Raw genomic sequence first — 25,620 nt, forward strand, 5'->3', positions numbered from 1 at the left:
GGAAGTTAAGCTCTTTAGCGTCGATGGTACTGCATGGGAGACTGTGTGGGAGAGTAGAACGCTGCCAGATTATTCTTTTAAAAGCCCTGATCATTATTGCAATGGTCAGGGCTTTTTTGTTTTGGGAAGCACTATATGATAAAATATTTTCAGGAGACGCGACTCCTTGAAGTTGAAAAATTAAATTTTCTATAGTACAGATGTAAATATTTCACAAAAAGATCAAGGTATAAAAGGATGTAAAATGGATTTGTTCGATGGGATGAAATATAATATCAAAGGGCTGGCTCTGGCTTTAAAAACACCAAAATTGTTGATACTTGGGATACTGCGGTTCTTCATTGTTTTGTTTTTTACCCTTGTTTTATCCGGTCTTATTTTATATTGGCATGATGAAATTTTATTAATGATCTGGAAAATGCCGGAATCCGGCTGGTTGATTTATATATGGAAAGCAGTTTCCTGGCTTTTATCTATCTTTCTTGCAGGTATTGCCATGGTTCTTTCTTATTTGATTGCCCAGCTGTTTTTCTGTGTTTTCATCATGGATTACATGTCAAGAATTACTGAAAAAATAATATTGGGCAGGGAAGTACCATTTGAACAAGGATCATGGGTTAGTTTTTTTTTCCATCTGATTAAACAGGAGATACCCAGAGCAATTATTCCCGTAGTAATTTCCCTGATCATTATGCTGTTAGGATTGATGACGCCTATCAGTCCGATTATTATTATCATCTCTTCGGTTACGGCTGTAGTGTTTTTGGCCTGGGACAATACAGACCTGATACCTGCAAGAAGAATGGACCCGTTTAATGTAAGGATAAAATTTTTAGGGAAGAATTTAATGTTTCATATCGGATTTGGGATTTTTTTTCTGATCCCGGGGTTGAATATTTTGTTTTTATCTTTCGCACCGGTAGGGGCAACCTTATATTATCTGGATAAAGAACAATAATCCATCCAAAAGGACAATTGTTATGATTGTGGTTTGCAAAGAATCAGTTGATCTATCGACCGAGAAAAAAACGGAGACATTATCCAAAGAGGAGGAAATCATTGTTTGCGCTTTTTGCAATAATCATATTACAAATCCGTCCAAGCAGATTATCGTAAATAATTCATTTCACCATGCTTTTGCAAACCCCCACGGCTATGTTTTTGAGATTGGGTGTTTTGGCGATGCAAAAGGATGCAGGTCCAGTTCAATGGCCTCAACCGAATTTTCATGGTTTATTGGATATTCATGGAAGATAGGTGTCTGTAATTATTGTTCAACTCACTTGGGTTGGATTTTTTCGTCGGAATCGAATAACCCGAAGGTCACACGTAAATTTTTTGGACTTATTCTTGAAAAATTAATTTTTCCATAAAAATCTTTTGACAATTTTTTATATTATTCTATAATTGTACTCATCTGAGCATCAATTCTGAACCCGTACGAATAACCTGATTTCAAATCCACCTCAATTTCAGTTTTAAATTTTTAAACCTTATTACAGGAGGAAATCCATGAGTGACAGTGTTTACAAAATTATTGACCTTGTAGGGAGCAGCGAAAAGTCTTGGGAAGATGCAGCTACCAGCGCCATTGAACGGGCATCAAAATCAGTAAGAGACTTAAGGATTGCAGAAGTAATGAAACTTGATATTAAAATTGAGAAAGGAAAACCCGCACAATTTAGAACAAATTTGAGAGTGTCTTTTAAATACCAAGATTAATCAGGCAGTCCATGAAAGTTATGAGTAATGGGAATTTCTACTCACTACTCATAACGCACTATTTTCATAAAGGATGGAAGGGAAAATGCCGCATATAAAAAATGTTTACACAAAACGTTCTCCTGTGGATCGAAGGTCACCTGTAGACAGGCGTATCCTTGATATGGGGCCCGGGTTTCCAGGAAGCGAAAACAGACAAGATTTTAAAGAAAGAAGAAGGGGCTGGGAAGACAGATCCGGCTGGGAAAGAATCAGCAAATGGAGCAGTTCACCGATTTATTCTGATTTGCCATAAATTAGCACACCTTACTTTTAAACCTCAATGATTATTTCTGGATTTAGAATTATTTAAAATTTGTTCAAAAAGAAGAAATCATTCGGTTTTATAAACATGCTTTCGATGAAAGTTGTAACCCGTTGATGAATTTTCTTGTTCTTATGATTTTCATTGTTTTTGGCCACTCATTTATGCTAAATAAATCGAAAAAATAGTTCATTTTCAACATTGCCATGGTAAAAGAATAAGGGATAATTATGAAGATTCTTGTTACAGGAGCGGCAGGGTTTATTGGATTTACCTTAACAGATCGTCTGCTTAAAGAGGGCCATAACGTCTGCGGGATTGATAATTTAAACGATTACTATGATATAAACCTTAAAAAAGCCAGGCTTTTCATTATTGAAAAAGATCCAAAATTTGAATTTCAGCTGGTTGACCTGGCTGACAGAAAAAAAATAAAAAAACTGTTTAAAACTCATCAATTTGATCATGTTGTAAACCTTGCTGCTCAGGCAGGAGTCCGGCACAGTATTGAAAACCCGGGATCTTATATCGACAGTAATCTTGTGGGTTTTGGCAATATACTTGAAGGTTGCCGGCAGTCAGATGTAAAACACCTGGTTTACGCTTCCAGCAGTTCTGTCTATGGGTTGAATACCCATATGCCGTTTTCTGTCCGGCATAATGTGGATCATCCCATCAGCCTCTATGCAGCATCAAAAAAAGCCAATGAATTAATGGCCCATACCTACAGCTATTTATATAAACTTCCCACAACGGGACTCAGGTTTTTTACGGTTTACGGACCGTGGGGAAGGCCTGATATGGCTCTTTTCCTTTTTACAAAGGCCATTTTGAATAATGAACCCATCAAAGTGTTTAATAATGGGGACATGCAAAGGGATTTCACCTATATTGATGATATTGTAGAAGGCATTGTAAGGGTAATGAATAATATTCCAAAGGCAGATCCGGACTGGACATCTGACAAACCCAATCCATCCAGTAGTTGTGTTCCGTATAAATTGTATAACATCGGGAATAATCAGCCGGTTGCCCTGATGGCATTTATTGAAGCCATTGAGAAGGCCATCGGTAAAGAAGCCATTAAAGAATATTTACCGTTACAACCGGGAGATGTTCCTGCAACCTATGCAAATGTCAGTGACCTGATAAAAGACACAGGATTTAAGCCCTCTACTCCAATTGTCGAGGGAATAAATAATTTTATTAAATGGTATAAAGAATATTATAAATAAATATATGCAAGTCTGGAAACGATTATTCCTTATTTAATACATCGATCATGGTATAGAATTTTTTTGAATTATCAGGATCTATAAGTTTTCCCTTAAGAAACAGAACGGCATCAAAGGTGCCGCTGACATAGATATCCCTGCCATTGATATTGTGTTTGAATTCAAACAAGGCCGACCCGTCAGGTGATTGTAAGGTATAAGTATGCCACCCGTGACCGGTCAGGTGCTCTTTGGGAATTCCCCAACCCTTTTTTTGTACTTCAGGGTCTCGTACCATTTGGATGTCGTTAACATCAAAATTTGCTCCCAGCTTATTAAAGTAACCCACCATTGCTTTGGCTGTACCGGAAGTGTCTGCTTTCCCATTTTGGTGGCTTTCAACCACTTCAAGGGTGTACCCCTCAAAGAGACCGGGGAAAGTGTTTGCAGCATATTCCATCATTGCCTGGAATCCGACAACCTGTTGGGCCATATTCGGTGCAATGACAGCCGGTGTTGAAGAATTTTTCACAACCCGTTTAAGTTGTTCCCTGTCGCCTCCTGTGGTTCCCATGACAAATGGGATCTGGTTTTGGGTATAAAACAAGGCATTTGAGTTAACAGCTGTTGGATGCGTATAATCAATGGCAATAAAGGCGGCAAACTGAGTTTTAATCCGGGTGATTTTTTCATCTCTTTTGTCGGGTCTTACAAGTTCAAATGGTGTTTGGTCAATGGTTACGGCGTTTTCTTCAATTTCCTGACCGGTAAGGGAAAAGGGGACCACATTAAATCTGTCATCACTGATGGCAAACCGGGCCATTTTTTTTGCAACGTTCCCTGGCAGGCCATTGATCATGATATTTATTTTGTCCATTCTGAATGACTCCTTAAATTGCTTGAACAAGTTTTGATAACTCAGGAAGTTTGTCTGTATTCAAATCAGCGATAATTCTTTTTAATGATTTTACGGAATCAGGGATATACCGCTTAAACCTCTTTTTCTTTTTTATCTGGCTTAAAAAACTAAAGGCTCCAAGAAATTGTAAGTTTCTTGTCAAACAGCAATATTGATAGCATTCAAAAAAGTTTTGACTTTCTATTCCGCTCAATTTTAATTTTTCCATGGTGTATTGTAAAAGATCATTTTTTATTTGGTCTTTTAAGTTAACATAAGGGTCTATCAGCAAAGATGCAAGGTCATATTGCAAAGGCCCCAGTCTTGCCGATTGAAAGTCAATAAAATAAATCCGGCTGTTCTGTATCATAATATTTCTTGACTGCATGTCACGGTGCATTAAACCGATAAATCCGTGTTTCAGTGCATGGTCTGCAATATGCTCAAATTCATCTGAAAACTCATGAAAAGCGACATCCAGTTTTAAATAATTTTGAATGAATGCCTGCATAAAGTATCGGCATTCTTTTTCAATAATCAGTTCTTTTGAGTAGGTCTCGGTCTGACAGGTCCATTCCTTTTTAAATTCTTGAAAGCCTTTGATTGAAAAATCAATAAGCCGGTCAATCACTTTCTTATAGATTTTTATGGTGAACTCGCTATCATTTTTTTGTTTGATCTGAGTCTCAAGATGGACATCTCCCAAATCATCAAGCATTACTATTCCTGAAAGTGTGTCATAATTTATGATACGGGGTACGGGAATTCCCTTTGAAAAAAGATGGTTCCCGATATGAATAAAGGCATTGAGCTGCAAAAGCCGATCACTTTCGGGCAGACAAATACCGTGGTCTGAAATAATAAAAGACCCGGTTTTATGTGTTGCCCGGTACCAGTTTCTGTCAGAGCCATCCCCTGCAAGTTTATCAACCCGGATATGCTTGATTTTATCATGTTTGATCCCAAATTCTGATGCAGCTAATTCAAGAAGAGATGTCATTGAATAGGTGTCTGGTGTGCCAATATCGGACCAGAAGATGTCTTTTTCTACAAATGCTTGTACCAGTTTTTCACTGCAAAGGTTTTGATATACTTCAATGCTTGAAAATATTTTTTTATCGGGAAAAAATTCATAAATTTGAGGGGACAAAACCTGGATGCCGGTAAACGCAAGGCCATTTATTTTTGAATCAAAATTTTGGACATATCCCTGATTATCGATTTTTACTTTATTAAATTTATCATGGCTATGAAGAACAAGTGTTGCCAGGCAATTTGATTTTTTATGAAAGTTGTATACCTTTTTAAGATCAACATTTGAAATAATATCAGAATTAATGACAAAAAAAGAATCGTCCTTTAAAAAGGGCTTTACATTGGCAATGGCGCCGCCAGTATCAAGAATGGCCGGCTCATAGATCGTTTGAATGTTAACACTATGTTTTTTTTGTGCAACGAAATCTTCTATTTGTATATGCAAATGATGGGTGTTGATCAGGATTTGTTCACACCCATTGTCCACAAGTTTTTTAATGACATGCTCAAGCATGGGGCTGGACAGCACTGTAAACAACGCCTTTGGAATTTTTTCTGTGTAGGGCAAAAGCCGGGTCCCGAATCCTGCTGCAAGAATAAGTGCTTTCATAGTTTTATGATGTGATTAAAAGAATTAACCGGTCAAGGATGTTCTTGTAATATTCAATCTGTATATGATCTTTGGAGCCGTTAATCCCATTCTTATTAAAATAGTTGGCAGCATTTTTATAATTAACCTGGGACAAGGATTCTTTTAGGGTTATGATTTTCCCTTTATAGAGTTTTGTTCCGATAGAATGGATTTTTTTAACCCTTTCTTTTCCTTTATGTTTACCGGATTTATATTTTTCAAAATAAAAAAGAGTGGTTTTATAGGATTCAAAAAATGGTTGTAAAAAGGCGGCAAACCATTTGAGTTTCCTTAACCCCCGGGAAGTGATGCGAAACATGTCTAATTCAGGTGAATCAGGCACGAGTATTCCGTCATTTATGAATCCTTTAATACAAACTGAAATATTTTCTTCATAGGTGGTCTCCTCGTCAAAGAAAAACTCATCTGTAAATATTTTTTCCAGGAATTTATATCTGGCCACAAGATCTGAAGAAGAAAACACAAATCTGTCGGTTTCAAGTATGGCCACAGCAGTGTATGCAAAATGGACAAAAAAGGAGATCACCGAATTTTTATAATAATCCAGAATAGCGCGCTTATTGTCTTTAACAATAAAAACAGTGTGTTCTGTAATATCATCGTCATCCTCATCCGCAAGCTCAATAAAATTTCTTGAAATAAAGTTATTGATTACCGATTTTAAAGTGTTATCAGGATCAATCAAGAGAGATTCTGAAAGCTCTGCATTCATGAACGTCAGCATGTTCATATAGGTGTTTACCCTAGCAATCATCTGTTTTTTTGCAAAACTGTTTTTTGAGCAGTTCAATGCTGCACTGGCAATAATACCATGGGGGGTGGCCACAGCATTGGTATTGATAGCATTGATCAGTTTATATCCAAAACTTTTTACAAACTGCATGTAGTCTTTGTTTGATGTCTTGGAAAGATCCATATTTTTTTCTTTAATATAATCTTTAATGGATATGGGCTCGTTAAACTTCATGTATACTTTGCCGTATTTTTTCTTTAGAAATTTACGGGCATTAATCAGCCCTTTTAAAGTTTCAGGTTTTTTTTTGCCGCCTTCAATCTCTTTGAGATAAGCATCTTCTTCAAGGACATGGTCGTACCCGATAAAGATGGGTACAAAATAAAGATTATCACAGGCCCCGTTATTATAAGCATTGATCAACATGGCAAGGCCACCCGGCCTTGGAGTTAAGAGCTTTCCCGTTCTGCTTCTTCCGCCTTCAATAAAGATTTTTATATTAAATCCTTCATAAAGAAGTTTTTCCAGGTAGGCAGAAAAAATTTTTGAATAAAGTGGCGCACCTATAAATGTTCGTCTCATAAAAAAAGCCCCCCCTCTCCTGAACAAAGGCCCCAAAGGCCAGAATGACAGATTTTTGCCGGCAGCAACATGAGGGCAGGGCATATTGTTGTTAAACATGACATATGGCAGCAATAGATAATCCAAATGACTTTTATGGCAGGGGACAAGAATGAGAGGTGCCCGGGTTGATATTTCTCTCATTCGATTGATTTCTTTCTGGTTGAGAACCAGATCGTCAAAGATATTTTTAAACGCCCAGGTTAAAATCCTGTTTGCTAAATTAATAATTTGCAAATTGTAATTAGAGGCAATCTCTTTGATATAGCCGGCAGCTTTTTTATGGGTTTTGCTCAAAGCAAGGTTGTTTTGTGAGGCATATTCAGCCAGGTATTCACGTAAAGATTTCCGGGTTAAAATATCTTCAGTAATTTCCTGTCTTGATTTTAATACAGGCCCGGTAACACTTTTTCTCTGTCGATTCAGGATATCTACCAGATGACTTCTTAATTTGTGGGTTTGGAATTCCGAATCAAGCTGCTCAATCTCAGGCCTGTTGATAAATTCGTTCAGATTAACAGGGTTTGCCAGTTCAACCCTGATTTTTTCAGGACGTCTTAATATGATAAAAAAGCGCTTTATTATTCCGGGTTTTTCATGGGTTCCAAAAAGGATATCAGCTATAGTCGGCTCCTTCCTCATTGGTTTTGTAACATAAATAATATCTTCAGGGATAATCATGACGGATTTGGCAATGCTCTTTTGAAGCTCTATTAAAAGAAAAAGGGGATCTGGGGTTGATTTGATAAATCGCTTATAGAAATCTTCTTCTTCAATCAGGCAGACAAATCCGGATCTGCCGTTTAATAATTCTTTTGTAGCATAACCTGTCGTATAAGGATCCTTAAAATGAAAATAGTGAAAAAAATGATCCATATGGCAAAGAAAAATTTGAAAAAGTCGTTTTACAGATAAAAGAAAAAAGAACCTGAAATCAAATCCTATCTGGGGATAAGGCAGACCAAGGCTTTTAAGCTTGATATGATAATATAAAAAATTAAAAACTCTTTTGTTTTTGCTGGCATAAACAACAATACTGTCCTTTTCAATATTTTTTATTTTTTCTATGTTGTGATCATCAAAATTGAGCTTATTGGCCAATCGTTTAATCATTTTTCGGATAAAATATCCTGAATCGCCGGGGTAAAAGCATAGAAAGTGATTATAGGTGTTACCCAGCAGGCAGTCGATCAATCTGCGAAGCTTAAGACGGGATTTTTTGATAATATCTTTAAGCTTTTGAAATAATTCCATTAATTTTTTCCTTAAAGGATTTTCAGTAAATAATATAAACTTCCATTAATTATCAAAGCTTAATTGGAATGGCAATCTTAAAATAGCCTTGATAAAAACAAAGGCTTATGTTACTTTTTTTACCTTATGTTGATAATTTCTAAATTTGTTTAATTGTAAAAGAATAATTTGTTATGTGAATTAAATTTTTAGGAGGGCCTCTTTATGAAAACGTTAATCGGCGGAGCTATTGCAGTTCTTCTAGGTGTAGTGGGTTTGGCTGTTTGGTTTGATGAATTTTTAGAACTTCTTGCAGGGTGTATCCCATCTGTTCTTCTCTTAGGCGGTGGCCTTGCCCTTTATCTTGGGTTTGATGAACTGAAAGATTCCTGGAAAAATGATAAGGGTGAAGATGCACCGGCACCCCAGGAAGCTAAATCGGATGATAAAGCCAAAATCGAAGAACTTGAAAAAGAATTAGATGATCTGAAAAAAGAAAAATAAAAAGTCACGAAAGAATCTCAAAAAAGGCCTGGTTTTACAGCAGGTCTTTTTTAATTGCAGAGGTTGCAAGAAAATCCGCCATCTCGTTCTCTTTAATACCCGAATGGCCCTTTACTTTAATAAAGGCTAAATCGGAAAATTTGTCCATTAATGTTTTGATTTCAAAAACAAGCCCTTGGTTTTTTTTGGGTTTCCAGTTCTTTGTCAGAAGGCCAATGGAATAACTTGAGTCTGAAAAAATACGGACCGGCAAATCAACACGCTTCAGTTCTTCCAGTGCCACTTTTATTGCAGTCAATTCTGCAATATTATTGGTTGCCATGCCAATATAACTTGAAATTTCCTTTTTATTTTTACCATAGATAAAAAGAATGCCAATCCCTGAAGGACCGGGGTTGCCGGATGACGCTCCATCGGTATAAATTTTAATGCAATTATCCGGAAGATCTGTTTCAGTGGTTTCTTTTAAAATTTTGCCGGATTGATGGATCGAAGAGGGTTGTTGAGATGTCGACTTCTTTTTTGCCGGGATGGCCTGGTCTTCAGGTTTTAAACTCTCTGGTTTGACTCTATACTCATAGTCTTGTTTTAAATTATATTTTATTAATACCTTTCCGTTTTCAACCAGGAGATCCCCGTTGGCATCCGTTTGGACCCAAATCTTATTGCTCTTAAAGCTCATCCTTTTCCAGGAGCCGGCCTGATGTTGATCATTCATATAAATGGTATTTCCCTGAGATAGATTTAAACTTCTCTAGTTCTTTCTGCCACTGATCTGACAAAAGGATCAAATCTTCTAAACGGGTCAGCTTTTTACGAAGTGTTTTACTCCCAAGGATCAGATCTATCGGCATTTTTTCAAACTCATATTCGTAAGGGGGTTCTTTAAAATTAAATTCATTTTTGTGGTGTTTGATAATCAACTGCATCAATATCAAAGATGATAAATAAGGTTTAAATTCATTGGTTGAAGTTATGTGAATTTGAAACCCTTTACAAACATTACCCTGCCATTTCCCCGATGTCGGCTCAAAATTAACAGGACGAAGACAGGCACCTTTTATCATTTCATTTGCCTTAACTTTAATTTTTTTTGTATCCATGAAAGGCGCTCCAAATTGTTCAAAGGGCAAAGTTGTTCCGCGACCCTCAGATATGTTTGTGCCTTCAAAGATAACCTGTCCTGGATAGACCATGCAGGATTGCGGCGTTGGCAGATTCGGGGAAGGGGCTATCCATGAAAGTCCGGTGTCCTGCCAATACATTTGTCTTTTCCAGCCGGTCATTGGGATGACGGTCAGGTCACACCCCATCTGAAATTTTTGGTTAAAGAATTGTAAGATTTCTCCAATTGTCAGCCCATGCCGCATGGGAACAGGAAACCGTCCTACAAAAGAGGCATACCTTTTTGAAAGGATGTTACCTTCAACCTGTATTCCTCCGATAGGGTTGGGGCGATCAAGGATGATTACCTGCTTTTTTAACGCTGCTGCAATTTCAAGACAAAAAGATACTGTATAAATAAACGTATATACCCGGGTTCCAACATCCTGAATATCAACGAGCAAAACATCTATTCGATCAAACATTTTTCTGGTTGGGATTCTTGTATCATAGTACAGACTGTATACCGGGATGTTTAGTTCCGGTTCCATAATGTGACCGGATTCAATCATGTTGTCTTGCTTTTCAGCAAAAAAACCATGTTGAGGAGAAAAAAGTACTTTTAGCTGTCCCGGGAAAAAGTGATGAATAAGTCTTGAGGCATGATTGAACTGACCGTCAACCGACGCTGGATTGGATAGCAGGCCAAGCCGCTTCCCCCTCAGGTGTTCGGGCGGATCTGCAATCAGGTTCTCAAGTCCAAGAGTCACATGTTTTTTCATAAAATCCTTAAACGTTTTATTTATTCAGAGTCTTAAGTATCATAATCATTGACAAAATTTCAAATCCTAACTAAATATTATTCTTTTCATCTTTAGGAGAAATCAGGTTATGAAATTTAAAATCAGCAATCAAATAGCTGCGATTAAACCCTATGAACCGGGCAAACCCCTCAAAGAGGTTGAAAGAGAGTATCAGATTACCAATGTGATCAAGCTTGCTTCCAACGAAAACCCCATTGGTTTTTCCCCAAAGGTTTATGATGCAGTTACAAAAAATATGAAGGATATGAACCGGTATCCTGAATCTTCGGCTTATCTGTTATGCAACAAGCTTGCCCAAAAATTTCATATCGCACCAGGGAATATTGTCATTGGGAACGGATCTGATGATATTATCGCGCTTTTGGCCCATGGTTTTTTAAATCCCGGAGATGAGGCATTAATGCCGTTGCCGTCATTTTTAATGTACGAAATAAGTGTTAAAACAGCGAAGGGTCGGCCTGTCAGGGTTCCGTTAACTGATTTTTCGACAAATCTTGAAGGCATTATTGAAAAAATATCAGCTAAAACCAAATTGATTTTTATCACCAACCCATTTAATCCCACAGGCAGTACGATTACCGATGATGAATTCAATGAATTTTTGCAAAAAATACCCGATGATATCATTATTGTTGTGGATGAGGCATATATAGAATTTGTAAGAAATGATTCGGTTTATAATTCTCTAAAGAATCCATTGCAAGACCCACGGATTGTGACACTCAGAACATTTTCCAAAGCTTATGGACTGGCAGGTTTCAGAGTGGGGTATGGAATAATGGACTCTGAAATTGCTGAGATTTTAAACAGGATCAGGCAGCCGTTTAATGTAAACAGCCTTGCCCAGGCTGCTGCTGTTGCTGCCCTTGGTGATGAAGCATTTTTAAATAAGAGTATCCAGACCACTCATAACGGGCTTGATTTTCTGTTTTCTGAGCTTGCTGACTTAGGCATCGACTGTTTGCCGACCCAATCCAATTTTTTGATGCTGGATCTTGAAACAGATGCCACACAGGTATTTCAAAAGATGCTGAAACGGGGTGTTATCGTAAGATCAATGAAATCTTATGGATTTGATACATTTCTACGGGTGAATACAGGTACACAAGAAGAAAATATCATTTTTATCCAAGCTCTTAAAAAGGTTTTAAGAAACAAGGATTAAAAATGAGAAAAAAAATAATTACCATTGATGGCCCCGCAGGTGCAGGCAAAACGACTGTAAGCAAGTTGCTCTCAAAAAAACTGGGATGTGTCTATGTTGACACCGGAGCCCTGTACAGGGGGGTTGCCTTTGAAATTCAAAGGCAGGATATTGACTGGGAAAATGATACGGCACTTGAAGATTTTTTAGGAAATCTTAATCTTGATTTTGTAACGAAAAAAAATTCATTTATATTAATGTCATCGGGCAGGAATATTACAAATTCTATCCGGACGCCTGAAATTTCAATGCTGGCATCGTCTTCTTCTGCAAAACCGCAGGTTCGGGCGGCCCTGCTTGATATTCAAAGAAATATTGCTAAAACAAAGGATGCGGTTTTCGAGGGCAGAGATATGGGCACAGTGGTCTTCCCGGATGCCGCAGTAAAATTTTTTCTTTTTGCTGATTTAAATATTCGTGCAAAAAGGCGATTTGATGAAATGCCGGATGGGACAAAGGATATCAATAGAGTTCAAAAGGAAATAGAGACAAGAGATCATAGCGACTCTCAAAGAAAATCCGCACCTCTCAAGCCCGCAAAAGATGCCATTGAAATTAACGCCTCTTTTTTGACCATTGAACAGGTGGTTGATAAAATGTTAAGGATTATCGAAAAAGCTTGAAAAGCTTAATAATTCTATTGATTTTTCCATTATCATTTGGTAAAAAGATAAATTGTACTTCGCTATATCTTATTCATAATAGAGAAGTATAAAAATACGTTTAGGGGGAATAATATTAATGAACAACATTACTGAAGAAGACGAAAATCAAAAAATGAATACTGAAACCTTAGAGAAAGAAGAAGTTGCTCAAGAAGAAGTTGCTCAAGAAGAAGTTGCTCAAGAAGAAGTTGCTCAAGAAGAAGTTGCTCAAGAAGAAGTTGCTTCACCTGAAATTACTGGCGAAGAAACCATGGAAGAGCTTTTGGATATCTATGAGTCCAGCCTTAAAAAATTTGAAGAAGGGCAGGTGGTAACCGGGACTGTAATATCTGTCACCAGGGATATGGTTCTTGTAGATGTTGGATATAAATCTGAAGGACGGATCCCTATTCGAGAATTCATTGATGAGGAAGGCAATGTAAGCGTCAATGTCAATGATAAATTTGAGGTGATGATTGAAGTATGGGATGAAGAAGAAGAAACCGTTCTTCTGTCTCGTGAAAAAGCCAAAAAAGTTAAAGTTTGGGACGCAATTAAAGATGTTTACGATGCAGATGAAACTATTGAAGGGGTCATTACCAGCCGGGTGAAAGGCGGGTTTTCAGTTGATATTGGGCTACTGGCATTCCTTCCCGGGTCGCAGGCCGATCTTCGACCCATCCGCAACATGGATGAAATGGTAAATCAGACCTATACATTCAAAATCCTCAAATACAATAAAAAAAGAAATAATATCGTTCTTTCAAGACGAGTTCTTCTTGAAGCAGAACGGGATAAACTTAGAAGTACAACCCTTGAGGCCATAGAAGATGGAAAGGTCATGGAAGGTATCGTAAAAAATATCACAGAATATGGCGTTTTTGTTGATCTGGGCGGCGTGGATGGCCTTCTTCATATTACCGATATCTCATGGGGCAGGGTCAAACATCCATCAGAGCTCTTTTCTATAGGAGACAAAATTAATGTCAAAATTCTTTCTTTCGATCTTGAAAAAGAGAGGGTATCCCTTGGCATGAAACAATTGACGCCTGATCCATGGACGACTGCAGTTGATAAATATCCGGTTGACTCAAAAATAACCGGGAAAGTCGTCAGTCTTACGGATTACGGTGCGTTTATTGAACTGGAAGAAGGCGTTGAAGGACTCATTCACGTGTCTGAAATGTCCTGGACAAGAAAGATCCGTCATCCATCCCAGATGGTAACTGTTGGTGAAGAAATTGAGGCGGTTGTTCTCGATCTGAAACCGGATAACAGGAGAATTTCTCTGGGGATTAAACAGACTGTAGATAATCCATGGGAAGTTATTTCTCAAAAATATCCGGTAGGCACCATTATTGAGGGTGAAATTAAAAATATCACTGAATTCGGTCTCTTTATCGGAATTGATGATGATATTGACGGACTGGTCCATATTTCAGATATTTCCTGGACAAAGAGAATCAAACACCCGTCTGAAGTATACAAGAAAAACGAAACCATACAGGCTGTTGTTCTTGATATTGACAAATCCAATGAAAGGTTTTCTTTGGGCATCAAACAGACCCAGGCAGATCCATGGGAATCCGTTGCCCAGCGTTATGAAGTGGGTAAGGAAATATCCGGTGTTATCACCAATCTGACGGACTTTGGTGTGTTTATCGAACTTGAAGAGGGGATTGAAGGCCTTGTCCATGTATCCGAGATCAGTAAAGAGAATGTGAAAAGCCCGAAAGACCGGTACAAGATCGGTGAAACAATTATTTCAAAAGTAATGAACATCAACAGTGATGAAAGACGTATCGGCCTTTCCATCAAACGCCTTGAAGAAGATGATGACGACAAATATCTTGAAGAGTTTGCTAAAAATATGAAACCTGCCACCTCGTCCTTTGGTGAAATATTGAGAAACAATATTCAGGAGCAGATTGAAGCAAATAAAATTCATGACGGACAAAACCAGGACAGTGAAAAAACTGATAAACCTGAAGAAAAATAACTCAAATTCGAACCTGTCGTTTCTGAGTATTGAATAGTGTATAAGGGCCGGATAACCTTAACGTTGATCCGGCCTTTTTTTTAACTGATTATTAGGACGTTTCTATGTTTGCCCGAAGACATCCATTCTTATTTTTTTTAATGATTGTTTCAACCTGTTTTACTATCATGTTCATTGGGTTTATTGTCCTTGTTTCATTTGGTTCAAAAATGATGAACACTCAATTTGCCCAGCAGTACACTTCATCCGACGGCAATATCGGTATTGTCGAAATTAATGGGATGATACTGTCTTCAAAAAAAATTATTCAAGATATTAAAACCTTTCGGGATGATGATGATATCAAGGCCATAATTTTAAGAATTGACTCTCCGGGAGGAGGTATCGGGCCCGCTCAGGAAATTTATCGCGAAATCATAAAAACCAAAATGGATAAAAAAATAGTCACTTCAATGGGATCGGTTGCGGCCTCGGGTGGATACTATATTGCATCTGCAACTGACAAGATAGTTGCTAACCCCGGAACCATCACTGGCAGTATTGGCGTGATCATGGAATATGCCAATATTATGGAAATCGCTAAAAAAATCGGCATATCCCCTGTTGTGATTAAAAGTGGCGAATATAAAGACATGGGATCTCCTTTAAGAGAACTTAAAGATTCGGAAAAGAAGATTTTTCAAGCTCTTGTGGATGAGCTTCACTTTCAATTTGTAAATGATACTGCAAAGGCAAGAGGTATTGATGTTCAGACAATGGCAACACTTGCGGACGGAAGAGTCTATACCGGTCAAAAAGCACTCAAATTAAAATTGATAGATCGTCTGGGAAATCTTGATGATGCGATCCGGTGGGTCGGGGAAATGGCCAATATCGAAGGAGAATTAAAACCTGTTTATCCCAGAGAAGATAAAATTACATTTATTAAAAAACTTGCAGACACCTTATTCAAAGATATCAACATCTCCGGAACCGTAACGGATAATTTCAGGTATATCATCAATTAAAGAAACAACGCTTGATGGAAATCCCGGAACGGGGCCGCCGTCAATAACCACGTCAATGGTTTTTATAAAATAATCATGAAGTAGTGATGGATCTTCAAAAACCTGTCCATCAGGATGGGTAGCACTGGTTGAAATGACCGGGTGGCCAAGCTCATTGGTTATAGCCAAAGCAATCTTATTATCAGGGACTCTTATGCCAGCTGTTTTTCGTTTGGTCAGCATCATTTTGGGAACCAGTTTTGAACCGGATAGAACAAATGTATAGGGCCCCGGCAATAGTCTTTTCATGGTTCTATACGCAAAGTTGGATACTTTGGCATATTGGGAAATATCTTTTAAATTAGGACAGATAAAACTAAACGGTTTGCTTTTATTCCGTTGTTTTATGGCATAAATTTTTTCAATGGCTTTTTTATTCATGATATCACACCCGATACCATAGAATGTATCCGTTGGGTATGCCACAATCCCCCCTTTCTTAATAATATCTACCACCCTTGAAATTTGGCGTTCCTGTGGATTTTGCGGATTGATCTTCAACAGCATGAGCTATACTTTGTCCTGTTTTCCTATGATTCACTTCCCAATTAAATGAGCTAACTACTAAAATAGACAAAAGACAAATTAGCGGTAAAAAACATTTATGTCAATCAAATCATTGACAGTTCAAGAAAATCAATTGTATTCTTCCAAAAATAATTAATACAATCATTGAAGACGCAACCCGAATAAAGATTTAAAAAGAATAATTGACCGTAGCGCATGGACTCTGATTGACTGGCAGGGACGAATGATTTTGTTTTAAACAACGTTTCGGTTAAAGTGAAGATTTAAGGAGCTGAAAATGGAGAAATAAATTTAAAAATGGCCATTTCATATACCTTGGACTTTGAAAAATCACTAATCGAGAAAAATAGTTTTTCACATTTTGAAATTGTTGATAAAAAATTATCTGGGATTATGACAAAACTTGAGACTGAAACAAGAAGACATATCAAGAAAGTCGAAGACATGATGGCCCAGTTCAGGTGATTAAATTTTTGGTAAAACACTACAGTAGAGACTTTATTAAATAACGAATAGATTCCCCATGGAGACAACAAAAAACAGCGCCGATCGTTTTCAATTATTGATTAAGGCCTATGAACGATTTGTACCTAAGCAATTTCTCAATTTGCTTGGAAAAGATGAGATCATTTCTGTCCAATTAGGTGATCAGATTGAAAAAAATATGACGATTCTCTTTTCTGATATTCGCGGGTTTACTTCTTTATCTAAACAATTAACGCCTCAACAAACTTTTAACTTTTTAAACTCATATCTGAGTCAAATGGAGTCAGTAATTATGAGTCATCATGGTATTATTGATAAATATGCCGGAGATGCAATAATGGCTCTATTCCCTACAAGTGCCGACAATGCCGTAAATTGTGCTAATGCAATGAGAGCTCGGCTTTGGAAATATAATATTGGTCGAAAACGTGCCGGGTATGAGCCTGTAAAAATAGGAATAGGGCTTAACTCCGGACTTGTAATGCTCGGCACCATCGGAGGCAGTGAAAGGATTGTGGATTGGTTAGTCAATCATACATTGAAACTTGATATGCATCTTGACCGCTTTATAAAAAGCAAAAAATAAAGTGAGTTTTGATGACTTCGGGTTAGCATTTTTTATTTTTGGTATCAATATTGATCTTGCTAAAAAGTCTGATATTTAGTAAGAGTATCTGTTTATATACTGATTTAATTTCAAATAGGCTGGTGGTTTAAGACCTCATTAGATTACCGGCCTAATAGTATCAATAAACATTTTCCTTTCTGGAGGCTAACTTTATGTCTAATATATTATCCAAAGAAGGGCTGTCATTTGATGATGTCCTCTTATTACCCGGCTATTCGACTATTTTACCGGATAAAGTTCTGACCCGCACCCGTTTGACCAGAGAGCTTGAGCTGAATATTCCCATTGTCAGTGCGGCCATGGATACGGTTACTGAAGCAGTGACAGCCATCAGTATGGCAAGGGCAGGGGGATTAGGGTTTATCCACAGAAATTTGAGTATAGAAGAGCAGTCTATTGAAGTTGACCGGGTAAAAAAATCAGAAAGCGGAATGATCGTTGATCCTGTTATTGTCCATCCGGATGTTCCCATTTCAGAAGTTTTGAAAATTATGGCCAAGTACAGGATTTCCGGTATTCCTGTGACCGAAGGGGACAAGCTTGTCGGTATTGTGACCAACAGGGACTTAAGATTTGAGACTCAGTTTTCAAAGTCTACAAGAGAAGTGATGACCAGTGAAAATCTTGTGACGGTTCCGGAAAAATGCAGCCTTGAAGAATCTAAAATTATGCTTCATAAACATAGAATTGAGAAACTTCTGGTAGTTGATAAAGAAGGTAAGCTCAAAGGGTTGATCACCATAAAAGATATTGAAAAAATTAAGAAATATCCCAATGCCTGCAAAGACTCGCTGGGCAGATTAAGGGCAGGTGGCGCTATTGGCGTTGGTTCCGACATGATGCAAAGGGTTGAATCCTTGTTAAGAGCAGGGGTGGATGCTCTTGTGATTGATACATCCCACGGCCATTCAAAAAATGTAATTGATGCAATTGAAACGATAAAACACAGCTTTCCAAATTGTCAGCTTGTCGCCGGAAATGTGGCCACTGAGGCTGGGGCAAAAGCCTTGATAGATGCGGGAACGGATGCCGTTAAAATAGGGATTGGCCCCGGCTCCATCTGCACGACTCGTATTGTTGCAGGCGTCGGAGTGCCGCAATTGACTGCCATTCAAAATTGTAAGGAAATTTCAAAGGCAACCGGCGTTCCCATCATAGCCGATGGTGGTATCAAATTTTCCGGTGATATTGCAAAAGCACTGGGCGCCGGTGCTGATTCTGTCATGCTGGGAAGTCTTCTGGCAGGCACTGAAGAAAGCCCGGGTGAAATGGTTATCTATCAGGGGCGTTCTTATAAGGCATACAGGGGAATGGGATCAGTGGAAGCTATGAAAAAAGGCAGTTCCGACCGCTATTATCAGAAAGATACCGGTGAGGATGAGGAACTTGTTCCTGAAGGTATTGTCGGCAGAATCCCCTATAGAGGAACAATTAAAGAAAATATAGTCCAGATGATTGGTGGTCTTAAAGCCGGCATGGGATACCTTGGAGCCTCTTCAATTGAAGAACTTCAGGAAAAGGCAAGATTTATTAAAATCAGTTCTGCAGGGATGAAAGAAAGCCATGTACATGATGTTGTCATTACCAAAGAGGCGCCAAATTACAGGGTTGGAAGCAGCTAACCGGCAATGACCCAATTATCATCACCATTTTATCATCTTCATCTTCATACGGAATATTCGCTTCTGGATGGGGCCATAAGGCTGAATTCCTTATTTAAGAAATGCCATGAATATGGAATGGATGCCGTATCCATAACCGATCACGGCACTATGTTCGGTGTGGCAGAATTCTATGAAAAAGCCAGAAAAGAGTCCATCAAACCGGTGATTGGATGCGAAGTCTATGTTGCCCCCAGAACGTTGAATGACAGAACCCAGATGGATCACAAGGGATTGAGCCACCTGGTTCTTCTGGCAAAAGACCGTGAAGGATATTCCAACCTTTGCAAACTCGTATCGATTGCACAACTAAAGGGGTTTTACTATAAACCCAGGATTGACAAAGAACTTTTGGCCAACCATTCAAAAGGGTTGATCGGACTTTCTGCCTGCCTTAAAGGGGATATTCCGAAAAATATTATCCAAAACAAGATGGAGGCTGCAGATGATGCGGCCAGGTTTTACCTGAATACTTTTGGTGAGACAAATTTTTTTCTGGAGATCCAGAAAAATGGAATTCAAATTCAACAGAAGGTGAATGAGGGACTCCTTGACATCAGCAATCGTCTGTCCATTCCCATGGTGGCCACCAATGACTGCCACTATCTTTCCAAGGGGGATGATAAAGCCCATGAAATACTGCTTTGCATTCAGACAGGAGATACCCTTACCAATCAAAACAGATTCAAATTTGATTCTGACCAGCTCTATTTTAAGTCACCAAAAGAGATGATCCGATCTTTTGGTAATTATCCGGGAGCCATTGAGAACACAAGGGAAGTTATTTCAAAATGTAATGTGGAATTTGATGATAAGACATACCACTTCCCGCGATACGCTATATCTGAAGAAGAATCCGAGGATGAAATTTTTAAGAAAAAAGCCATGGAAGGGTTTGAAAAAAAGTTTAAGATCATGAAGGCTTCAAATCCGGATATTGATGAGAAGGTTTACCGGGATCGAATTGAGTATGAGATCGGTGTAATCCTTGGTATGGGATTCCCCGGATATTTTTTAATTGTTGCCGATTTTATAGAATATTCAAAAAAGATCGGCGTGCCGGTCGGGCCTGGAAGGGGATCGGCTGCCGGAAGCATGGTGGCCTATGCAATGGATATTACAGCCCTTGATCCTATTGAGCATGGACTGATTTTTGAAAGATTTTTAAATCCTTCCCGTATGAGCATGCCGGATATTGATGTGGATTTTTGTATCGAAGGCCGGGATCAGGTTTATAAATATGTTATTGACCGGTATGGCGGCCCTGAGTATGTCTGTCAGATTATAACATTTGGAAAGCTTAAGGCCAAAGCTGTCATCAGAGATGTGGGAAGGGCTATTGGGGTTCTTTTGTCCGAGGTGGATGAAATTGCCAAAATGATCCCGGACAATGCAAAGAATCTGACAAAGGCCATTGAAGAAGTTCCTTTGATCCGGAAAAAATGTGCTGAATCTGAAGAAAAGACCCAGATGCTGAAAACAGCTCTTCTTCTGGAAGGGTTGCCAAGACATGCATCCACCCATGCAGCCGGTGTTGTGGTTTCTGATAAGCCTTTGAATGAATATCTTCCCCTGTATAAAGGGAAAGAGGGGGAGACGCTGACCCAGTTTGATATGAATTATGTTGAAAAACTGGGGCTGGTTAAGTTTGATTTTCTGGGGTTAAGGAATCTTACTGTTATAAAAAATTGTATCGAGCTGATTAAACGCCAGGGAAAAACCCCACCGGATCTCTTAAATCTTGATTACAATGATACCAAGACCTTTGAGTTGTTGCAACAAGCTGACACTACCGGCGTGTTCCAGCTTGAGAGTTCGGGCATGAAGGATTTGATTTCAAGATTGAAACCGGCAAGTTTTTCAGACATTGTCGCTCTGGTGGCTCTCTATCGCCCGGGTCCTCTCGACAGCGGTATGGCAGACACCTATGTTAAGAGAAAACATGGACAAAAAGAAGTGGTCTATCTTTTTGATGAACTTGAGCCAGTATTAAAAGAGACCTATGGTGTAATCCTTTATCAGGAACAGGTTATGAAAATTGCCGGTTTGCTTGCCAATTATTCAATGGCAGATGCAGACGGACTTCGGAAAGCCATGGGAAAAAAGATTGCTTCAATGATGGAAGAGCATCGAACGCTGTTTCTGAAAGGGGCGAAAGAAAACAATCATGATCTTGAAAAGGCGGCAGAACTATTTAATCTGATGGAAAAATTCGGTGGGTACGGCTTTAATAAGTCCCATAGTGCAGCCTATGCCCTCATTGCCTATCAAACCGCTTATCTAAAGGCCAATTTTGCCCTTGAATTTATTGCTGCTTTAATGACCAGCGAGAGAAACAACTCCGATGCTGTCATAAAATACATAGATGAGTGCCGGAGTCATAAAATTAAAGTGCTGCCGCCGGATGTAAATAAGAGCGATGCCCATTTTACCGTGTCCGACGGATGTATCAGGTTTGGTCTTGCTGCAGTGAAAAATATCGGTGAGGCAGCCATTGAGTCCATTGTTGAATCAAGAAACCAAGAGGGCGAATACGAAAGCATTTATGATTTTTGTGAACGGGTCAATGTCGGAAAGGTGAATAAAAAAGTCCTTGAAGCGTTGATCAAGTGTGGGGCGTTTGATTCAAGCAATATCAAGCGCAGCCAGATGATGGCGATTTTTGAAGATGCTCTGGAACATGGATCAAGGATACAAAAGGAAAAAGCCGATTCTCAATTGGATTTATTTGCCGATTCAAATATGGGAACCGTACTGCCTGTGAGCAGGCCAAAACTGCCTGACATTGATGAATGGGAAGATAACGTGCTGTTGTCCCTGGAAAAAGAGTCTTTGGGATTTTATATTTCAGGCCATCCCCTTGATAAGTATGAAAAAATAATTCAAAAATATGCCACTGTAAATTCTGCCAATATTCATGATACGGCTGATGAAAAAATGATCCGCATGGGCGGGTCTGTAAAAATTCTTAAGCTTCACAAAACCAAAAAAGGGGATATGATGGCATTCTCGGCCATCGAGGATCAGTCCGGCAGTATTGAGGTTGTGGTATTCCCCAATCTTTATGCAAAAACCCACATACTTCTGGCCGATGAGGAGATTGTCATCTTGGAGGCAGAAGTTCAAAAAAAGGAAAATATTGTCAAGCTTGTGGCGGATATCATTGTCCCCATTGAACAGGCTTCTAACGAATGGACCAATGGCGTACTGATCAAGGTTAATGCTCAGAATGCGTCTTCGGATACACTTGAAAAACTTAAATCCATCATTGAAAACTACCCGGGTGATTGTACGGCTTGTTTAAAAATAGAAATAAAGGATAAGCCGCCTGTGCTGATCAAACTTTCGAATGAATATAGGACAGGTTCTGACCCTTCCTTTTTTTCAAAAGTGGAAAAATTGCTGGGCGATGGTGCCATTGAAACCAAGTGTACACCCGTTAAAGAGAAACAAAAGAGAAACAAACCCTGGCTGAATAAAAAAAATAAAAATTAATTGCCAACGACCAGATTATCAACTATCTTCCGGTCCCCGCCAACCTTTTGCACAATAATCATGGCTTTTTTTTTCTTTTCATTCGATTTAACAATACCGGTCAGTGTGATGATATTATTATAGGTATCAACATCAATATTGGTTGACCGGATATCCATGTCTTTTAAAAGTTGTATTCTTATTTTGCTTGTAAGAATGATATCCTTTGAAATCTGGTTAACATCGGTTTTGCCGATAACGAGCTGGTTTTCGACCCGCCTTACACCTTTAATCCCTTTTGCAATATCAGTCGCCATTTTTTTTTGAGATGAAGAGCCAACTAAACCGATCAGATATACGACGCCGTTTAATACATCCACGTCAATCTGCCGTGCCTTTACAGAGTTATCTGAAATCATTTTGATTTTAACGGTTGCGGAGATAATGGAATCGTCCACCATAGTACCGAGGGATCGTTCATCTGTGGCGCCTTTATATCCGCCATAGACAACAGCACCACCAACAACCGCAGCACCCGTAGCGCCACAGCCGCTGAAGATTAAGGAAGTTATCAATGCAAGAGATAAAAATAAATATCGGGAATTCATTTTGTGCCTCCTTATTAAAAATCGTCATGGTTAAGATTGTGGATTATAAAGTTTGACGTATTAAGTAATTGTGTTTATATATAATCTTTGAAAATGATACAAGGGTTTTGATTTTTTATTTGAAAGGAAAATAAATGAGTTGGCTGGGTAAAATGATCGGGGGAACCATTGGGTTTGCACTGGGTGGCCCCATAGGTGCTGTGGCAGGTGCTGCATTCGGGCATACATTTGTGGACAAAAAGGAACAGGCATATCTTTCATCACGACCTGGAACACAGGATACTTTGTCTTCTAATGAGGAGGCTCAGCTTGTTTTTTTCACTGCTGCATTTTCCATGCTGGCTAAAATTTCCAAAGCAGACGGCAACGTGACTGATAATGAGATATCTGCCATTGAAAGCTTTATGAAACAAAATCTTCAGCTTGATCTGCACGGCCAGCAGACAGCTAAAAATATATTCAGACAGGCTATCAATTCCCCTGAAAGCTTTGATGCCTTTGCCATACAATTTTATTCAGTATTCAGGACCCAACCCAATATTATTGAATTGATGATGGATGTATTACTGAGGGTATCTACCGCAGACGGAAGCATCTCCAGTGAAGAAGAAGCCATGCTCCTGTCTGCCACAAGGATTTTTAATTATTCTAATACAGATTATGCACGGCTTAAATCAAAGTATATCAAAGAAACCAATAAATATTATGCTATCTTGAAATGCGATGAAATTTCATCCAATGAAGAGATAAAAAAACAATATCGAAAGCTTGTAAGCGAATACCATCCGGATAAAATTGAAGCCAAGGGGCTTCCTGAAGAATTTATCAAACTTGCCAATGACAAATTTAAAGAGATCCAGGAAGCCTATGACACTATAAAAAAGGAAAGGGGAATCTAAGCCTGTTTTTAAAAAAGGCCTTTTTCCCTGGCAATATTCATATAGGTTTCAACAAGATTTGCCGGCGGCTCTATTTTTTCGGTCTCTTCTTTATCCTTAAGAGACATAGCATCAAACTCGCAGACAGTAACACAGAGGCCGCATCCGATACACCGGTCTAAATTCACTGAGGCAACGGTCTTTTCCTCATCCATCTCTATAGCATCCATTGGGCAGATCTCTTCACAGGCCTCACATCCCGTACACTCATCCTGATCGACCATGGCCTGGAAGTTGGAACTGACAATTTTTGCAGGCGCCTCAAAATTTTTAATATTTTTGAGGATCTGACAGCAGCAGTCACAGCAAAGACAGATATTCAAAGGTTTTTTTGCATTGGACGGCTGGGGGACAAGCCCTTGTTTAACCCCTTCTTTGAGAATATCCAAAGCCTCTTTTTGAGATATGGTACGACCGATCCCTCGGCTTTCATAGATATAGGCACCACCGCCAAAAACCAGACAGGATTCACTCAGCTTACCACATCCTTTGCCCATGATAGCATGCTCTTGTCTACAGATACAGGGGGCCACAAGGATTTTTGACTGGGATTTGATAATATTTTCAACCTGTTCATAATCCATGATATTCAATTCTGTGTTGATGGCTTTGGCAACCGGCACCACCCTGAGCTGCTGGGTTTTATTTTTATATTGATCTTTTATCAGGAACGGAACATATTCGTTAAAATCCTTAATCAGCTCCTTGGTCAGCCTGTTGACCTGGTATTCCCATATACCCACCACAAAGTGAAGGAGCATAAAGGTATTTACACCATTTCTATTGACATGCATAGCCAATCCTTTTTTGCCCATTTCAATTAACATGGGCTCAATCTCTTTGGGATCCTTATTGGCTCTTTTTGCAATAGTTTTAGCGGTCTCAAGCATAAGAACAAGGGACAAATCCAACTCTGCCTCTTCTTTTGTAAAGAGCTGTTTTAAAATTCTAAGTTCAACCCCTGATTCAGTTTCTGGAAAGCCGCTGGGAGTATTGTCAAGGTGGACAGCAAGCTTCTTGTAAACATCTTCCATGGTGTAAATCTCCAATAGTCTATAATTATTTCACAATTTTTCCTATAATGTTCATGCTAGTATCACACTGTTCAGGGATAAGATCAATAATTTTCCCTTTGATATCATGTGTTTCATTTAAAAAAACAGTTAAGTAGTTAGAGGTTATAGCCTTGAGCATGCCTGTTTGTGTGTCAGGCTTATGCTGTACAAGACCTTCAAGCTTTTTATTTAAATTGGCATTAATAAAAGTCTTTTGTTTGGTTTTGCCAAGCCCCCTCATTTTTGCACATCGTTTCTTAATAATAATAGGATCAACCTTATTATCAAAATGATATGCAGGGGTTCCTTTTCTGGCAGAAAACGGAAAGACATGGAGATACGATATGGGAAGTTTTTCAATTAATTTATAGGTATTCTCAAACTGTTTATCCGTTTCAGAAGGAAATCCAATCAATGTATCCACACCAATACCAGCGCTGGGAATTTTTTTATGAATTTTATGGATGATCTCTTCAAAAAGCGTGGCATCATAGGGTCGTTTCAT

Annotated in this window: 22 protein-coding genes and 1 pseudogene; 14 read left to right on the forward strand and 9 right to left on the reverse strand. The window is 38.7% G+C overall.

Translation table 11 applies throughout. The annotated features are described in order from the left end of the window. Positions 1–244: 244 nt before the first annotated feature. From HGJ91_RS05800 to HGJ91_RS05815, 4 genes are all read left to right on the forward strand, one after another. On the forward strand, positions 245–958 hold the full coding sequence (locus tag HGJ91_RS05800; protein ID WP_291346761.1) for an EI24 domain-containing protein: 714 nt from the start codon (positions 245–247) through the stop codon (positions 956–958). A gap of 554 nt (positions 959–1,512) precedes the next feature. Further along, entirely contained in the window at positions 1,513–1,722 is a 210-nt protein-coding gene (locus HGJ91_RS05805; RefSeq protein ID WP_291346762.1) for a dodecin family protein, read from the forward strand. A gap of 85 nt (positions 1,723–1,807) precedes the next feature. Continuing rightward, positions 1,808–2,017, forward strand: a complete 210-nt coding sequence (locus tag HGJ91_RS05810) for a hypothetical protein (RefSeq protein ID WP_291346763.1) — start codon at positions 1,808–1,810, stop codon at positions 2,015–2,017. A 239-nt stretch (positions 2,018–2,256) separates the two neighbouring features. Further along, positions 2,257–3,261 carry an NAD-dependent epimerase gene (locus tag HGJ91_RS05815; protein ID WP_291346764.1) on the forward strand — a complete coding sequence of 335 codons (1,005 nt, stop codon included), beginning with the start codon at positions 2,257–2,259 and terminating at the stop codon, positions 3,259–3,261. Between the two features lie 22 nt (positions 3,262–3,283). On the opposite strand, the gene dapB is transcribed toward HGJ91_RS05815, so the two are convergent. Genes dapB through HGJ91_RS05830 form a run of 3 tightly spaced genes read right to left on the reverse strand, consistent with a single transcriptional unit; the run spans position 3,284 to position 8,433 of the window. Beyond that, positions 3,284–4,117 carry a dihydrodipicolinate reductase gene (gene dapB / locus HGJ91_RS05820; protein ID WP_291346765.1) on the reverse strand — a complete coding sequence of 278 codons (834 nt, stop codon included), beginning with the start codon at positions 4,115–4,117 and terminating at the stop codon, positions 3,284–3,286. 13 nt (positions 4,118–4,130) lie between these two features. After that, positions 4,131–5,783, reverse strand: a complete 1,653-nt coding sequence (locus tag HGJ91_RS05825; RefSeq protein WP_291346766.1) for a sugar phosphate nucleotidyltransferase — start codon at positions 5,781–5,783, stop codon at positions 4,131–4,133. Positions 5,784–5,787: 4 nt separating this feature from the next. After that, a complete protein-coding gene (locus HGJ91_RS05830; protein WP_291346767.1) occupies positions 5,788–8,433 on the reverse strand; it encodes a 1-acyl-sn-glycerol-3-phosphate acyltransferase in 2,646 nt (881 codons plus the stop codon). Positions 8,434–8,637: 204 nt separating this feature from the next. Here HGJ91_RS05830 and HGJ91_RS05835 point away from each other — a divergent pair, with 204 nt between their 5' ends. Continuing rightward, complete coding sequence (locus HGJ91_RS05835) at positions 8,638–8,916, forward strand: hypothetical protein (RefSeq protein ID WP_291346768.1); 279 nt, start codon at positions 8,638–8,640, stop codon at positions 8,914–8,916. A 34-nt stretch (positions 8,917–8,950) separates the two neighbouring features. On the opposite strand, the gene HGJ91_RS05840 is transcribed toward HGJ91_RS05835, so the two are convergent. Both HGJ91_RS05840 and HGJ91_RS05845 read right to left on the reverse strand, forming a co-directional pair. Then, the gene (locus HGJ91_RS05840) at positions 8,951–9,634 is read right to left on the reverse strand and encodes a ribonuclease HI (protein WP_291346769.1); all 684 of its coding nucleotides are present in this window, start codon (positions 9,632–9,634) and stop codon (positions 8,951–8,953) included. Further along, positions 9,627–10,802: a DUF1343 domain-containing protein gene (locus HGJ91_RS05845; RefSeq protein ID WP_291346770.1), complete on the reverse strand. Its 1,176-nt coding sequence runs from the start codon at positions 10,800–10,802 to the stop codon at positions 9,627–9,629. Before HGJ91_RS05845 ends, HGJ91_RS05840 begins: the two co-directional genes overlap by 8 nt. Before the next feature lie 109 nt (positions 10,803–10,911). On the opposite strand from HGJ91_RS05845, the gene hisC reads away from it, so the two are divergent. The 4 genes from hisC to sppA all read left to right on the forward strand — a co-directional run bounded on the left by hisC (position 10,912) and on the right by sppA (position 15,698). After that, positions 10,912–12,009 (forward strand): histidinol-phosphate transaminase, encoded by a 1,098-nt coding sequence (gene hisC, locus HGJ91_RS05850; protein ID WP_291346771.1) that lies wholly within the window; start codon positions 10,912–10,914, stop codon positions 12,007–12,009. 2 nt (positions 12,010–12,011) lie between these two features. Further along, positions 12,012–12,671 carry a (d)CMP kinase gene (cmk, locus tag HGJ91_RS05855; RefSeq protein ID WP_291346772.1) on the forward strand — a complete coding sequence of 220 codons (660 nt, stop codon included), beginning with the start codon at positions 12,012–12,014 and terminating at the stop codon, positions 12,669–12,671. A gap of 118 nt (positions 12,672–12,789) precedes the next feature. Beyond that, positions 12,790–14,691 carry a 30S ribosomal protein S1 gene (locus HGJ91_RS05860; RefSeq protein WP_291346773.1) on the forward strand — a complete coding sequence of 634 codons (1,902 nt, stop codon included), beginning with the start codon at positions 12,790–12,792 and terminating at the stop codon, positions 14,689–14,691. Positions 14,692–14,795: 104 nt separating this feature from the next. Beyond that, on the forward strand, positions 14,796–15,698 hold the full coding sequence (sppA, locus tag HGJ91_RS05865; RefSeq protein WP_291346774.1) for a signal peptide peptidase SppA: 903 nt from the start codon (positions 14,796–14,798) through the stop codon (positions 15,696–15,698). On the opposite strand, the gene HGJ91_RS05870 is transcribed toward sppA, so the two are convergent. Then, positions 15,636–16,244 (reverse strand): L-threonylcarbamoyladenylate synthase, encoded by a 609-nt coding sequence (locus HGJ91_RS05870; protein WP_291346775.1) that lies wholly within the window; start codon positions 16,242–16,244, stop codon positions 15,636–15,638. The genes sppA and HGJ91_RS05870 overlap by 63 nt on opposite strands. A gap of 318 nt (positions 16,245–16,562) precedes the next feature. On the opposite strand from HGJ91_RS05870, the gene HGJ91_RS05875 reads away from it, so the two are divergent. From HGJ91_RS05875 to dnaE, 4 genes are all read left to right on the forward strand, one after another. Beyond that, positions 16,563–16,730, forward strand: a complete 168-nt coding sequence (locus HGJ91_RS05875) for a hypothetical protein (protein ID WP_291346776.1) — start codon at positions 16,563–16,565, stop codon at positions 16,728–16,730. Positions 16,731–16,788: 58 nt separating this feature from the next. Next, a complete protein-coding gene (locus HGJ91_RS05880) occupies positions 16,789–17,337 on the forward strand; it encodes an adenylate/guanylate cyclase domain-containing protein (protein ID WP_291346777.1) in 549 nt (182 codons plus the stop codon). A gap of 194 nt (positions 17,338–17,531) precedes the next feature. Further along, positions 17,532–19,001 (forward strand): IMP dehydrogenase, encoded by a 1,470-nt coding sequence (guaB, locus tag HGJ91_RS05885; protein WP_291346778.1) that lies wholly within the window; start codon positions 17,532–17,534, stop codon positions 18,999–19,001. A 6-nt stretch (positions 19,002–19,007) separates the two neighbouring features. Further along, positions 19,008–22,535: a DNA polymerase III subunit alpha gene (dnaE, locus tag HGJ91_RS05890; protein WP_291346779.1), complete on the forward strand. Its 3,528-nt coding sequence runs from the start codon at positions 19,008–19,010 to the stop codon at positions 22,533–22,535. Here dnaE and HGJ91_RS05895 read toward each other — a convergent pair. Then, positions 22,532–23,122 (reverse strand): BON domain-containing protein, encoded by a 591-nt coding sequence (locus HGJ91_RS05895; RefSeq protein WP_291346780.1) that lies wholly within the window; start codon positions 23,120–23,122, stop codon positions 22,532–22,534. The two genes, dnaE and HGJ91_RS05895, sit on opposite strands and share 4 nt — an antisense overlap. A gap of 134 nt (positions 23,123–23,256) precedes the next feature. On the opposite strand from HGJ91_RS05895, the gene djlA reads away from it, so the two are divergent. Next, positions 23,257–24,021, forward strand: coding sequence for a co-chaperone DjlA (gene djlA / locus HGJ91_RS05900; RefSeq protein WP_291346781.1), 765 nt, complete (start codon positions 23,257–23,259; stop codon positions 24,019–24,021). Between the two features lie 8 nt (positions 24,022–24,029). Here the strand turns inward: djlA and HGJ91_RS05905 are convergent, their stop codons facing one another. Together HGJ91_RS05905 and HGJ91_RS05910 are read right to left on the reverse strand one after the other, a co-directional pair. Further along, positions 24,030–25,094 carry a DUF362 domain-containing protein gene (locus HGJ91_RS05905; protein WP_291346782.1) on the reverse strand — a complete coding sequence of 355 codons (1,065 nt, stop codon included), beginning with the start codon at positions 25,092–25,094 and terminating at the stop codon, positions 24,030–24,032. A gap of 25 nt (positions 25,095–25,119) precedes the next feature. Next, positions 25,120–25,620, reverse strand: a pseudogene (locus tag HGJ91_RS05910) (tRNA (N(6)-L-threonylcarbamoyladenosine(37)-C(2))-methylthiotransferase MtaB); the annotation flags it as partial.

This window comes from Desulfobacula sp., assembly GCF_014237455.1.
GTDB lineage: Bacteria > Desulfobacterota > Desulfobacteria > Desulfobacterales > Desulfobacteraceae > Desulfobacula.

Excerpts from the sequence above, each read along its gene's own strand:
- HGJ91_RS05800 (WP_291346761.1), top strand. The coding sequence starts at position 245 with ATGGATTTGTTCGATGGGATGAAATATAATATCAAAGGGCTGGCTCTG.
- HGJ91_RS05805 (WP_291346762.1), top strand. The coding sequence starts at position 1,513 with ATGAGTGACAGTGTTTACAAAATTATTGACCTTGTAGGGAGCAGCGAA.
- HGJ91_RS05810 (WP_291346763.1), top strand. The coding sequence starts at position 1,808 with ATGCCGCATATAAAAAATGTTTACACAAAACGTTCTCCTGTGGATCGA.
- HGJ91_RS05815 (WP_291346764.1), top strand. The coding sequence starts at position 2,257 with ATGAAGATTCTTGTTACAGGAGCGGCAGGGTTTATTGGATTTACCTTA.
- dapB (WP_291346765.1), bottom strand. The coding sequence starts at position 4,117 with ATGGACAAAATAAATATCATGATCAATGGCCTGCCAGGGAACGTTGCA.
- HGJ91_RS05825 (WP_291346766.1), bottom strand. The coding sequence starts at position 5,783 with ATGAAAGCACTTATTCTTGCAGCAGGATTCGGGACCCGGCTTTTGCCC.
- HGJ91_RS05830 (WP_291346767.1), bottom strand. The coding sequence starts at position 8,433 with ATGGAATTATTTCAAAAGCTTAAAGATATTATCAAAAAATCCCGTCTT.
- HGJ91_RS05835 (WP_291346768.1), top strand. The coding sequence starts at position 8,638 with ATGAAAACGTTAATCGGCGGAGCTATTGCAGTTCTTCTAGGTGTAGTG.
- HGJ91_RS05840 (WP_291346769.1), bottom strand. The coding sequence starts at position 9,634 with ATGAATGATCAACATCAGGCCGGCTCCTGGAAAAGGATGAGCTTTAAG.
- HGJ91_RS05845 (WP_291346770.1), bottom strand. The coding sequence starts at position 10,802 with ATGAAAAAACATGTGACTCTTGGACTTGAGAACCTGATTGCAGATCCG.
- hisC (WP_291346771.1), top strand. The coding sequence starts at position 10,912 with ATGAAATTTAAAATCAGCAATCAAATAGCTGCGATTAAACCCTATGAA.
- cmk (WP_291346772.1), top strand. The coding sequence starts at position 12,012 with ATGAGAAAAAAAATAATTACCATTGATGGCCCCGCAGGTGCAGGCAAA.
- HGJ91_RS05860 (WP_291346773.1), top strand. The coding sequence starts at position 12,790 with ATGAACAACATTACTGAAGAAGACGAAAATCAAAAAATGAATACTGAA.
- sppA (WP_291346774.1), top strand. The coding sequence starts at position 14,796 with ATGTTTGCCCGAAGACATCCATTCTTATTTTTTTTAATGATTGTTTCA.
- HGJ91_RS05870 (WP_291346775.1), bottom strand. The coding sequence starts at position 16,244 with ATGCTGTTGAAGATCAATCCGCAAAATCCACAGGAACGCCAAATTTCA.
- HGJ91_RS05875 (WP_291346776.1), top strand. The coding sequence starts at position 16,563 with ATGGCCATTTCATATACCTTGGACTTTGAAAAATCACTAATCGAGAAA.
- HGJ91_RS05880 (WP_291346777.1), top strand. The coding sequence starts at position 16,789 with ATGGAGACAACAAAAAACAGCGCCGATCGTTTTCAATTATTGATTAAG.
- guaB (WP_291346778.1), top strand. The coding sequence starts at position 17,532 with ATGTCTAATATATTATCCAAAGAAGGGCTGTCATTTGATGATGTCCTC.
- dnaE (WP_291346779.1), top strand. The coding sequence starts at position 19,008 with ATGACCCAATTATCATCACCATTTTATCATCTTCATCTTCATACGGAA.
- HGJ91_RS05895 (WP_291346780.1), bottom strand. The coding sequence starts at position 23,122 with ATGAATTCCCGATATTTATTTTTATCTCTTGCATTGATAACTTCCTTA.
- djlA (WP_291346781.1), top strand. The coding sequence starts at position 23,257 with ATGAGTTGGCTGGGTAAAATGATCGGGGGAACCATTGGGTTTGCACTG.
- HGJ91_RS05905 (WP_291346782.1), bottom strand. The coding sequence starts at position 25,094 with ATGGAAGATGTTTACAAGAAGCTTGCTGTCCACCTTGACAATACTCCC.